Annotated in this window: 11 protein-coding genes and 2 pseudogenes; 7 read left to right on the forward strand and 6 right to left on the reverse strand. The window is 50.1% G+C overall.

Annotated elements, in window-relative coordinates; all coding sequences use genetic code 11:
• Positions 1–7: 7 nt before the first annotated feature.
• The 4 genes from grdC to KHS78_RS07775 all read right to left on the reverse strand — a co-directional run bounded on the left by grdC (position 8) and on the right by KHS78_RS07775 (position 4085).
• Entirely contained in the window at positions 8–1543 is a 1536-nt protein-coding gene (gene grdC / locus KHS78_RS07755; protein WP_211826913.1) for a glycine/sarcosine/betaine reductase complex component C subunit beta, read from the reverse strand.
• A 319-nt stretch (positions 1544–1862) separates the two neighbouring features.
• Positions 1863–2333, reverse strand: a complete 471-nt coding sequence (grdA, locus tag KHS78_RS07760) for a glycine/sarcosine/betaine reductase complex selenoprotein A (protein ID WP_246506227.1) — start codon at positions 2331–2333, stop codon at positions 1863–1865.
• A gap of 215 nt (positions 2334–2548) precedes the next feature.
• On the reverse strand, positions 2549–2866 hold the full coding sequence (gene trxA, locus KHS78_RS07770; RefSeq protein WP_211826923.1) for a thioredoxin TrxA: 318 nt from the start codon (positions 2864–2866) through the stop codon (positions 2549–2551).
• Positions 2867–2876: 10 nt separating this feature from the next.
• A complete protein-coding gene (locus KHS78_RS07775; protein ID WP_211826926.1) occupies positions 2877–4085 on the reverse strand; it encodes an FAD-dependent oxidoreductase in 1209 nt (402 codons plus the stop codon).
• A 608-nt stretch (positions 4086–4693) separates the two neighbouring features.
• Here KHS78_RS07775 and KHS78_RS07780 point away from each other — a divergent pair.
• Positions 4694–6589 carry a S41 family peptidase gene (locus KHS78_RS07780; RefSeq protein WP_211826928.1) on the forward strand — a complete coding sequence of 632 codons (1896 nt, stop codon included), beginning with the start codon at positions 4694–4696 and terminating at the stop codon, positions 6587–6589.
• 468 nt (positions 6590–7057) lie between these two features.
• Here the strand turns inward: KHS78_RS07780 and KHS78_RS07785 are convergent.
• Positions 7058–7285 (reverse strand): annotated as a pseudogene (locus KHS78_RS07785) (M24 family metallopeptidase); the annotation flags it as partial.
• Between the two features lie 71 nt (positions 7286–7356).
• On the opposite strand from KHS78_RS07785, the gene KHS78_RS07790 reads away from it, so the two are divergent.
• The 6 genes from KHS78_RS07790 to norW all read left to right on the forward strand — a co-directional run bounded on the left by KHS78_RS07790 (position 7357) and on the right by norW (position 11197).
• On the forward strand, positions 7357–7509 hold the full coding sequence (locus tag KHS78_RS07790; RefSeq protein WP_211826930.1) for a hypothetical protein: 153 nt from the start codon (positions 7357–7359) through the stop codon (positions 7507–7509).
• A 156-nt stretch (positions 7510–7665) separates the two neighbouring features.
• Positions 7666–8235 (forward strand): class I SAM-dependent methyltransferase, encoded by a 570-nt coding sequence (locus tag KHS78_RS07795; protein WP_211826932.1) that lies wholly within the window; start codon positions 7666–7668, stop codon positions 8233–8235.
• A 15-nt stretch (positions 8236–8250) separates the two neighbouring features.
• Positions 8251–8583 (forward strand): cupin domain-containing protein, encoded by a 333-nt coding sequence (locus tag KHS78_RS07800; RefSeq protein ID WP_211826934.1) that lies wholly within the window; start codon positions 8251–8253, stop codon positions 8581–8583.
• 56 nt (positions 8584–8639) lie between these two features.
• Positions 8640–9830: an anaerobic nitric oxide reductase flavorubredoxin gene (locus KHS78_RS07805; RefSeq protein WP_246506216.1), complete on the forward strand. Its 1191-nt coding sequence runs from the start codon at positions 8640–8642 to the stop codon at positions 9828–9830.
• 19 nt (positions 9831–9849) lie between these two features.
• Positions 9850–10032 carry a rubredoxin gene (locus tag KHS78_RS22265; RefSeq protein WP_246506218.1) on the forward strand — a complete coding sequence of 61 codons (183 nt, stop codon included), beginning with the start codon at positions 9850–9852 and terminating at the stop codon, positions 10030–10032.
• 19 nt (positions 10033–10051) lie between these two features.
• Complete coding sequence (gene norW, locus KHS78_RS07810; protein ID WP_211826935.1) at positions 10052–11197, forward strand: NADH:flavorubredoxin reductase NorW; 1146 nt, start codon at positions 10052–10054, stop codon at positions 11195–11197.
• A gap of 41 nt (positions 11198–11238) precedes the next feature.
• Here the strand turns inward: norW and KHS78_RS22645 are convergent.
• Positions 11239–11487, reverse strand: a pseudogene (locus KHS78_RS22645) (DUF488 domain-containing protein); the annotation flags it as partial.
• Positions 11488–11570 lie beyond the last annotated feature (83 nt).

Below are 11570 nucleotides of genomic sequence, written 5' to 3' on the forward strand. Positions count from 1 at the left end.
CTTCTCCTTATTGCTCACCGGCTTTTTCCAGCAGACGCTCAGCGACGTCTTTCATGGCTTCTGCAACCAGCTTGCGGGCTTCGCTGCCGTCAAAACTGCTGTCAGAAGAGATACCAGTATTCTTTTCAATCAGAGTGGAGATACCGTCGAACTGGTTGGTCATACGACCCAGGAACAGACTGCCCTTGCCGACCACCATGAAGCTGTTGATCTCACCGTTGAGGATCGCATCGCGGCCGTGGCCCAGATAAGGAACACCTGATGGGATGTGACCCTGGGTCAGTGCGTAACCGGGAATGCCGTGCTTGCCAACAAAGCTCATCAGTTCGCTGCGTTCCAACTGACCTTCTTTAACGGCCAGGGCGGCGATCATCTTGTAGTTGGCTTCCGGTACGTTACCAGCACCAGCAGGCTTGGTGATCTCGGCGTTCTGCATTTCGGTGGAGAACTTGTCGACATCCGGAATGGTACGGCCAACACGCTTGAGCGGCGCGGAGATCAAGCTGGTCATAACGGCTTGCGGTGCAGAACCGGTGCCAATGGTGTGACGACCCACGATGTCGGTATTCAGAACCGGGCTGACACCGTCGTTTTCGCTGATGATGGTAGCGAAACCGGCCAGAGCGTCTTCCAGAACCGGCAGACCTTTCTTGACATGGTCACGGCCGTTCATGGCCAGCTTGGCGACAGCGCCGCCGGCAACGACCATGACATTCTTGAATACGCCGCCTTTGACCAGCGCTGCCGCGTGAATCAGAGCATGTGCAGGTGCCGCGCAGAAACCACGCAGGTCACTGCCGGTAGCGTTGACACAACCAACCAGTTCACCGATAGCCTTGGCAAAGTTGCCACCACCACGCTGGTTGATGTCACCGCAGGCTTCTTCGGAGCATTCGATGATGTAATCCACCTGGGACAGGTCCATTCCCTGCTTCTTCAGGTGCAGTGCCGCCAGGATACCGGAGGCTTTAACGCTCAGGTTTTCCAGAATGAAGTGGGCACTGAGGTTTTCATCGTCATCGTGGGCGCGCTTGACGCAGCCGACCAGCTCACCGTTCATGGTCAGTGGCTCAGCGATGTGCTCTTCCACCAGGGCGTGCATATCAGTAGCAGCCATGGCGCACTTGTCGTCCAGCACGATATGGCTGAGCAGCGGATGGGTGCTCAGGCGCTGGTTAGCCTGCTCGATAAATTCGGGGGTCAGTTTGACCAGGTCAAACACATCAGAGTGCTTGATCAGGGCGAAGAATTCGTCCTGGGGCATGATTTCGCCGAAGCGACCCTGACGCTCGGCGCCTTCCATCTGGTTTTCATACCAGGGAGCAGCCATGCCTTCGAGGGCTTCAGGGGTGACGTTACCGATAAAGCACTGGTTTGCCGGATAGGCGACAACATCTTCAAAAGGACGCTGGTGCTTTTTCAGTGAAGAAAGGTATTCCTGATCATTCGACTTCCGGGCAAATACCTGGGTGGAGCCGAAAGGAATAAAATCAGGTGTATGTGCAAGTACGTAACTTGCGCCTTTAATAACGGGGTAGTCCACGGCACGAACTCCATCTGGTCAGCCGCAAAGGAAACAAACCAATGTTCCCGTTGGATCTATGTCTGATTACCGCGGCAATTTGAGGAGCTGTACAGCAGCTAATTAATCATCGCCGAAATAATCGCCGGATACTGGTCTGGCAAATCACTGCCCACCGGCAGTCCTGCCATCACACATCTACCCCATCCGTTACACTGAACCGATGCCCCTGGGGACACCCGGTTCGAACTCTGTCGTCTGCCTGGATCAACACAGGCTGGTCCCGGACAGACGACAGATGCACAAACCTTACGGTTCAGTGCAACATCCGGGTGAATGGTTATCCAAGAAACTTACAGAATTTCTCGCGGTATTCCTTAACCTCACCGGTGATTTCATCAACCGGCATAACCATTTCCATCATTCCAACCTGCTCTTCGTAAACTTCCGGATCAACTTCTTCCTTGATTTCCGCGTCTACGATGTGGTGTACACGAAGTCCCAACGGGACTCCGGCCAACGGACCTGCAAAAGTCGGGTCGCCGCTAGTTACGGTTTCAGCTGCAAGGCCAGATGCTTCGGCCTCTGCGCCGCCGAGAACAACTACAATGTTCTCAGGGCCGTACTTTTCGGACAATTCCTTGACCCGCTTTTGATTTTCAAGATCCATTGCGCCTGCGCTAGTTCAGACGAAACACTCGGTAGTACTGAATACAACTTCGGCACCAGCGGTCTTGACACATTCTTCAATGGCAGGACCTGGGACGCCGTCGCGATCACCGAGTATTACGACTTTCTTGTCTTTCAGCATGGCTTTCTGACCTGAAATATCGCAATAAAGCGAACTCGAAAAATCAATCCCCTGCAAAGGAGATCACCTTACAAAATGCTGTCATCGAATGAATCGAATCCAGCGTCGGAATAACAGTCTTTCAATCATTCATTAATAACTGCAACGATGATGTAAATTCTGTTATTCCTGTTTTAAAAATTTCAGCAATGAAACTTTTAAAATTCTTTACTCAATTAAACGTATTGTTTAATTGCGTCTTCAATCTGCTGGGCATCCAGTTCTTCACCGGACAGGTGCGCCTGCTTTTCGCCGTCTTTGTAGAAGACCATGGAAGGCAGACCCATGACACCCTGACCCATGGCAACACGACGGTTGCCGGCAATGTTCAGTTTGGTGAACTTAATCTTGTCACCGTACTTTTCGGACAGGGCAACCACATCGGGCATCAGCTCCATGCAGCGACCGCAGCTTTCACCCCAGAAGTCGACCATGACGATGCCCTGGTGCTGCTTCACTTCCTGTTCGAAATTATCTTTACCTACTTCGATCATCTCACTCACCTCAAACGAGCTTTTCGAGCTGGTCCGCTGCGGGGGCGTCGAGACGGCTGGCCGGCTCACCCTGACTGAAGCGGATCACTGTGGGAATCTGGCTGACTTCGTAGCGGTCAGCAATATTGCGGCTCTTGTAAGTGTCCATGGTCACCAGACGCAGACTGTTTTCAGCTGCCATCTTTTCCAGGTGCGGCATCAATTCCAGGCTCTTCGGATCGACCGGGCTCCAGAACGCTACCAGGACATCCTTCTCGGCTTCCAGCACGGATTCGCTCCAGTGCTCTTCTTCCTGAACGTAACGATCAGCGGCTACAGCGGCTACGGCACCGTCACCTGCAGCGGTGACAACCTGACGCAGGAACTTGTCGCAGACATCACCGGCACCATAGACACCAGGCATGGAGGTTTCCTGCTTGTCGTCGACGACAATATAACCGCCCTTGCTCAGTTCAATGGTGTCTTTCAGGAAATCTGTCATCGGTACGGTGCCGACGAACATGAAAACGCCGTCGCAGGCTTCATCGGTGATTTCACCGGTCTTCAGGTTCTTGATCTTGACACCGTTAACCAGTTCGTCGCCGCAGATTTCGTCAACACAGGAGTTCCAGATAAAGGAAATCTTGTCGTTAGCGTAGGCCTGTTCCTGAGCGGTACGATCCGCATCCAGAATGCCTTCGTCGTGCAATACGACCATGCGGACACTGTTAACGAACTTGGTCAGGAAAACGGATTCTTCAACGGCGGTGTTACCGCTGCCTACCACGATGATATCCAGATCTTCATAGAAGTCAGCATCACAGGTGGCACAGTAAGAAACGCCCTTGGCAGTAAATTCTCTTTCGCCCTTGATACCCAGGACGCGTGGGTTGGCGCCGGTGCCAATGATGACACTCTTGGCCAGCAGCGTTTCGCCGTCGCGGGTAGTGACACGCTTGTGGAAACCGTCGCTTTCGAGCGCCAGGCCGGTGACCTGTGCACGCTGGAATTCAACACCGAACTTGTCACAGTGCGCCCGGAACATGTTCATCAGGCCAGGACCGGTGGATTCAACAATGCCCGGATAGTTTTCTAATTCTGATGTCTTGGCGCACTGGCCACCGGTGTTGCTGCTGGATTCCAATACCAGCGTCTTCATTTTACCGCGTGCACAATACACACCAGCAGACAAGCCGCCAGCGCCGCCACCAATAATGATGACGTCATAAACTTCTGACATTGTTGCGCTCCGATCCGTTAAACGAGTGGCACAGGCTGGAACGCCGATTACGTACTTATACCTACGTAGCGGAGGCGCCATTTAGCCCGAAACCATCAGTTCCGACTTGCTGCGTATGGTGCTACTCCGAACGTCCGTATGTATTGATCTATAACAATATCTGTACCGATCACTGTAAAGGTCTCACAATATGTACGACATATGATATTTATTGGTTTTTTCCGGTTAATATCTCTAGATTCCTAAAAAAAAGAACGAATACTTTCTGTAACACCACATTTATTAGCATCAGAAAGGAGTAACAAACTCATCCGATATGCACATATACCTATTCGATAGGTGCTATTTACTATGCGGTAAACGCTTTTTCTGTTGCGATTTTATTACAGCTCTAAGTATTTTTGGTGGATCATTTACACAATCACACAACGCTTATCGGACGACAACTAAACACAACGATTGAAATCCACACATAAAAGAACGTTAGTTATTTTTATCTTTATTCCAGACTTTCCATGCACGTTCTTAATCTAGGGTCTAACTTTGTTCACGCTCTATTCCCGCTTCAAATAGCTGTCAACTATGATTCAGACAGAAGGAGTTGCACCATGCGTTGGTTATACACTTTTTGTTTACTACTACCATTTACTTTTAACACTGCACATGCATTTTCTGATCAATCCAAGGTAACAGACAATCTGATTAATGAGGATATTAAAGCCTTAACCACACTTATCGAAAAGCAATTTTCTTTTTACCCGATCTACAGTAAAAACGATTTAGAACAACAGATCAGTAATCTTTCACGATATACATTACCAGAAGATAACGTCCCCTACCGCCTGACATTACAGAAGATAATCGCTTCTTTTGGTGACGCCCATGCCCGGGTGAGGGATCTATTTGATACCGAGATACCTGAAAACGATGATATCTATAAACGTGTTATTGGTGAGATTAAAGTTATTCCTGGGAAACACCCTCAACTCGTTTTCATGAATCAAGGCACGTTCGTGTATGAAAATAATAAAACCTATTGTATGCAAGATACTTTCAACGCAAATCATCCCTACCTTGTAGCGATTGATGATATATCTATTGATGAGTGGGTTACACTGCTGCAGCCCTCAATCCCCTCATACAATCAGGCACGCATATACGACAAGGCAGCTCGTTTTCTCAAGTACCTGAATCAGGCGCGCGCGCTGACTGGACACCCGGTATCAGATCGAGCAAAGCTGACACTGGCGGCTGAAGATGGTCAACAAATCACCCAAAAGGTCGACCTCCAGCGCTGGCACATTGACTGCCGGCTAACCTATAACAGCGAGCTTCATACCATTGACCTTACTCCATCGAATCAGCTCACAACCTCTGGTAAAAGCCGAATCATGTATCTGCGGGTATCTGAGATGTTCGATATCACAGATCCTCAGGAAGGCCTGCAACTGCTTGATATTCTATCTCACTTTAGACAGGTTTCAGGACAACGAGGGCTCATTCTCGACATGCGCAATAATGGGGGAGGCAGCCGAACCACTCTGATTAGCCTTTACCCCTTCCTTATACATAAAGATGCCTTCCCGCGTATTACCAATGTAGCCACCTATTTACTGCCAGAGAATGAAATGGCAACGCCATGGGGATACCCAGACAGCGACAAGCTGTTTCCCCGTTTTATGTTCAGGCAGGACAACGCAATCTGGTCTCAAGAAGAGCAACAGACCATTGACGCTTTCCAGTTAACCCGATTCACGCCCGATCTCAGCCCGGTTTCCAACAAGAAACCACAAGCCTGGTATAAAGAAAATGTCTACAGCGCCTGGCATTATCAAGTGCTGTCACATCAGCAAGCATTCTTCCGCACACTCATCAAGGACTTCACTGTTGAAGATGAAGAAGACGCCCTCATTAAAAAAAACCTGCATGCGCTGATGGCATTATGGGATGAGTTATTACCAGACTATAAGCGTCCCAAGCATATTGTTGTTCTGACTGATGCCGGAGTCTTCAGCGCTGCAGATATTATGGTCAGTGCTCTCAAGGGACAGGACGGAATTACACTGATGGGAGCCCCTACTGGCGGTGGCAGCTCAATGGCCATCCCTTATGCACTTCCCTCAGGCATAGAAGTCAAACTTGGCAGCATGCTGTCGTTCACCCCCGAGGGCAACCTATACGATAGCAATGGTGTCACACCGGATAAAACACTACAAACATCCCCGTCATCGTTTTATTTTAAAGGGGTAGAAGATCAACTCTCAGCCCAAATCACACACCCTGAAGATGACTTGTTGAAAGCAGCTATACGCTTTATCAAGGCACAAAAAGTGGTCAGTCGAAGCTTTAAAGCAGGTCCCATTTGGGATCACGGTGATGCCAAACGAAAATGTCCATCGGTTTGTTACAGTCACGATGGTCGCTGGAATAATGTCTGGAGGACCGTCATCACTAATGAAATGTCGGTTTGTCAGTGCGATGTACCGATAGATCCCGCCCAATAATCACTGCTTGGATGAATGCTGGAATTCATGTCACGACAACTGTGAATTCCAGCTTTCTCAAAGCCTAATAGTTCTCTATAAACTCAGGCATATTAACTATGTCGGTTATGCATAACCTCCTATACCTATCACTCTGCCGTAATAGCGCTTGTTCAAAAATAAATTGAACTGAATGTACTAATAACATGAAAAGGCATTTTCATTCACCCTTGACTATCTATCAACAAGAGGAGGAATAACTCTACGGCTATTATCTTAATCATTAAATGGGGTACAAAGCATAGATTGCCCGCTCCCTTCCACCCAAACACCTGCAGCATTTTCTCTCAATTGTAACAACAACTGTTTCTATATATTCACTACAGTGACCCGCTATTTTCAATCTAAGATCCAACTATTTGGCAAGCTATAACCAACTATTTAGGAGCGGACAGGAACCTGGTCTGAGCCAGGTTCCATCCACAAGTATTATTTAATAAACAGCTCCCGCGGATACTGACAGAAGGTTTCACAGCCGGTTTCCGTGATCATGATACTTTCTGTGATTTCGAGACCCCAGGCATCCAGCCACAGGCCCGGCATGAAGTGGAAGGTCATGCCGGGTTTTAGCTCAGTATCATCAGTGGGACGCAGGCTCATGGTGCGCTCACCCCAATCCGGGGGATAGCTCAGACCGATCGGATAACCGCAGCCTGCTACTGGAAACAGCGGCTGACAACAGCCCTTGTGTCTGGCTGGCACTGCCTGATTAGATGATGGAGCACTGCTTGGCACAGGGGGTTCTGGTCACACCCTGCCAGCAGTTCTGTCCCAGCCCCAGGCTGGCACCGCGCAGAGTTCGGGTCAGCCTGGGCGCAGAAGCGTATCGTCCTCGCCTGCAGGAAGGACTGCAGATCGTTCGTAACATTATCGAAGCTTGACCGCGGCGGGAAAGAAATCCCGGTTAATGAACGCCAACCAATAACATATATATTTTCTACACCTTTTACGTATACAAAGAACCATCGAGCTTCAATAGAATACCCAACCATATTTGTCAGGTAATACGCCTGAGTCATGCAGGAGGCTATCCAACGATGGTTAAACCCGTCAGTTTCGCCGATCCGGATCGGTGCAGTGAGATTTTTGATGCAGACAATCGGGTCGAGTGGCAAAACACGCCGCATGTTCTGAACAGTCTTCCGCTGAAAGAAGACACCCGCATTGCAGATATCGGCGCCGGTACCGGCTATTTCGCCAGTCAGTTTGCCAGACTGTCACCCCGAGGGCATGTCTACGCACTGGATACCGAACCCAATATGGTCAACCACATGGAACAGCGTTTCACGGCGGAACAGCTGACCAACATAGAAACACGACTCTGCCAGCCTGCTGATCCCTGTCTGCCAGCACCGGTTGATATTGTGTTCCTCGCCAATGTGTACCGGTTCATCCAGGATCGCATGTCCTTTCTCGCCTGCCTCCGCCGGCAAATCGATCATAAAACGAATGTTGTTTTTGTCGATTTCCGGGGTGATAACGCCAGGGTAACGCCTGTCCAGGCACTGGACGAAGTCCGCCAGGCCGGTTTTCGTATTGAAACCATGGACACCAGCGGCTGTCCTGACCATTACATCATGACCTTTAAAAAAGCCGTTTCATTGTAAAACCGAGTGAACACTATGAACTACAAAGTGACCATCGAAAAGAACACCCGGATTCCCTATACCGACCTGCTTGCCTTTGCCGATAACGGCATCGCCAGCAGTACCCTGCTCAAAACCGATACAGCCGAAGTTTGTGTCATGACCTTGGACGAAGGAGAAGAGATCAGCGAACACGCGGTTCCCAAGGAAGTGTTGATTCAGGTTTTCGAGGGGCGGATTGCATTTACTATTGATGGAGAAATACTGGACATTCGTCCCGGCGAAATCGTCCGTATGGCGCCACAGGCTCCCCATTCCCTCCGGGCACTTGAACCCTCCAGAATGATGCTGTCTCTGCTATCAGTCTGAAGGCGCATTTTTTTGACCATTAAAATGTATTTTTTATATATGTTATTGAGGTGAAAATGAGTTTTCGTGTATCCGGAAATATTCATTGGGTTGGTAAGCAGGACTGGGAACTGCGGGAATTCCACGGCAGTGAATACTCAACCCATCGCGGCTCCAGTTATAACAGCTACCTGATCCGCGAAGAAAAGAATGTCCTGATTGATACGGTATGGGCACCCTATGCCCAGGAGTATGTCGACAACCTGGCCAAAGATATCGACCTGGACAAGATCGATTATATTGTTGCCAACCACGGGGAAATCGATCACAGCGGCGCCCTGCCTGCACTGATGGCGCGAATCCCGGACAAACCCATTTACTGCACGGCAAATGCCGTCAAATCATTAAAGGGGCATTATCACCAGGACTGGAATTTCCAGGTGGTCAAAACGGGTGACACCCTGAACATCGGCAACGACAAACAGCTGGTATTTGTTGAGGCGCCGATGCTGCACTGGCCTGACAGCATGATGACCTATTTGACCGGTGACGCTGTTCTATTCAGCAACGATGCCTTTGGCCAGCACTATGCCAGTGAGCTGATGTACAACGACCTGGTCGATCAGAATGAATTGGCCGAAGAATGCCTCAAGTATTACGCCAACATTCTTACCCCTTTCAGCCATCTGGTCACCGCCAAAATCCAGCAATTTTTATCGCTGGAACTGCCCTTGAACATGATCGCCACTTCACACGGCATCATCTGGCGGGATGACCCGGCACAGATTGTCCGTCATTACCTGAACTGGGCTGATAACTATCAGGAAGATCAGGTCACCCTGGTTTACGACACCATGTGGCATGGTACCCGACAGATGGCGGAAGCTATTACCCGGGGCCTACGCGTTGCGAGCCCTGCGACACGGGTCAAAATGTACAACCTCGCGACATCCGACAAGAACGATGTACTGACAGAGATCTTCAAATCCAAAGCGGTCCTGATTGGTTCACCGACCGTCAACAACAGCATGCTGCCCCATATCGCCGCACTGCTTGAAGAGATGAAAGGGCTGCGTTTCAAGAACAAGAAGGCTGCGGCCTTTGGCTCCTATGGCTGGAGTGGTGAAGCCGTCGACCGAATTACCGAACGACTGAACGACAGTGGCTTTGACACCTTCAACGGTATTCGCGCCGAATGGAAACCGACTGACGACGCGATTGCAGAATGCATTGAATACGGCAAAACCTTCGCCAACGGACTGAACTGATCAACCGGACACCATCATCATGAGTGAAAAGAAGATAACTGACATGCAATCCATGCGTTGCCGGGTCTGCAGCTGGGTCTACGATCCAGAACTGGGCGAACCCAACCAGGACGTGATGCCCGGTACAGCCTGGGAATCGGTTCCCGAAACCTTCCTTTGCCCTGAGTGTTTCCTGGGCAAATCTGAATTCGATCCGGCCTGAAGGAGGCACAGTAGACAGCATGCAGTTACCTGTCGTAATCATTGGCAGTGGCTTTGCCGGCTACCAAGTGGCCCGTGAGTTCAGACAACTGGATAGCCAGACGCCGGTGATCATAGTGACCGCTGACAATGGCGACGATTATTCCAAGCCTTTGATCAGCCATGGTTTCAGCCGCCGACTCAGCGCCGACGCCATGATTCAGAAGCGTTGCGATGAACTGGCAGAAGAGCTGGCGATCACCATTTTGCCCAACACTCGCATTACAGCCATTGACGTACAAAACAAAGCCATCAGCTATGGTGATGCAACCATCACCTACCGCGATCTGGTGCTGGCAACGGGTGCAGAAGCTGCCATTCCCCCGGTGTGCAGCGATAGTGCCGCACAGATCCTGACGCTCAACAGCCTTGAGGAATACCGTCACGCCAGCGACTGTATCGCTGATAAACAACGGATCCTGGTGATCGGCACAGGACTGGTCGGCACCGAAATTGCTCTTGACCTATCGCTTGCTGGCAAAGATGTCAGACTGGTCGGTATGACAGAAAAACTGATGGGGCATCTGCTGCCAGATTTCATCAGCAAAGAACTGAAACAACGATTTCAAACATCAGGTTGCCAGGTCATTACCGGGCAAACGGTAGTTGAACTCACACAATCAAACTCAGAACTGCGGGTTACGTTGTCTGACGGTCGCGTGATTGAAACAGATGCCGTCATTGCTGCCACTGGTCTCCAACCACGGACAGTACTGGCTCAAGCCGCGGGCCTTCGCATCAATCGCGGCATCTGCGTCGATGCCGGGCTCCAAACCAGCAAACCTCATATTTATGCGCTGGGGGATGGCGCTGAAATCAACGGCACATTACTGCCTTACCTTCAGCCTATCGCACTGTCGGCCAAAGCCCTGGCAAAAACATTAGCGGGAAACCGAACAAACGTCGTGCTACCTGTCATGCCAGTCATCATCAAGACACCGGTCATGCCGATCCAGTTGAGTGGTGAAACCAGCGGCGCGCACCTGAGCTGGCTTGTTGAACAAACGGACAATGGCATGATCGCCAAAGCTTACGTTCATGATGAGAAAATGGTGGGATATGTTGTCACTGACAAACAAATTGCACAGGGATTCTCACTACTCGCGCAACTGAGAGCCGCCGCTTAGCGCATGGAACCAAGCAGAGTCGCTCTTTTTCGCCATGACGCTCAGACTTGCTGGTTTTCAACAGACGCGTTCAAGGCCACAGCATGGTTATATCGCGCATCCCGCGATGAATAGATAAAAGTGACAGGCCCTGCTTGCAAATGCTTAAAGATAGGTTCCAGCGAAGACGGTCGTATATGCAGTTCAGCAAAATAACGCTTTTTGAATTCCTCCCACTTTTCAGGATCGTGATTAAACCTGTGACGCAGTTCAGTGGACGGAACTGCGTCTTTATCCCAAAAGTTAATGCTCGCTTTTTCCTTTTATATGCTCCGCGGCCATAGCCGTGCAACCAGAAAGCAGGCATGTATCAGTAATGCGATGACAGTGACAA

This window comes from Kistimonas asteriae, assembly GCF_018263925.1.
Lineage (GTDB): Bacteria > Pseudomonadota > Gammaproteobacteria > Pseudomonadales > Endozoicomonadaceae > Kistimonas > Kistimonas asteriae.

Excerpts from the sequence above, each read along its gene's own strand:
- KHS78_RS07775 (WP_211826926.1), bottom strand. The coding sequence starts at position 4,085 with ATGTCAGAAGTTTATGACGTCATCATTATTGGTGGCGGCGCTGGCGGC.
- KHS78_RS07800 (WP_211826934.1), top strand. The coding sequence starts at position 8,251 with ATGAACTACAAAGTGACCATCGAAAAGAACACCCGGATTCCCTATACC.
- KHS78_RS22265 (WP_246506218.1), top strand. The coding sequence starts at position 9,850 with ATGAGTGAAAAGAAGATAACTGACATGCAATCCATGCGTTGCCGGGTC.
- KHS78_RS07805 (WP_246506216.1), top strand. The coding sequence starts at position 8,640 with ATGAGTTTTCGTGTATCCGGAAATATTCATTGGGTTGGTAAGCAGGAC.
- KHS78_RS07795 (WP_211826932.1), top strand. The coding sequence starts at position 7,666 with ATGGTTAAACCCGTCAGTTTCGCCGATCCGGATCGGTGCAGTGAGATT.
- KHS78_RS07780 (WP_211826928.1), top strand. The coding sequence starts at position 4,694 with ATGCGTTGGTTATACACTTTTTGTTTACTACTACCATTTACTTTTAAC.
- norW (WP_211826935.1), top strand. The coding sequence starts at position 10,052 with ATGCAGTTACCTGTCGTAATCATTGGCAGTGGCTTTGCCGGCTACCAA.
- trxA (WP_211826923.1), bottom strand. The coding sequence starts at position 2,866 with ATGATCGAAGTAGGTAAAGATAATTTCGAACAGGAAGTGAAGCAGCAC.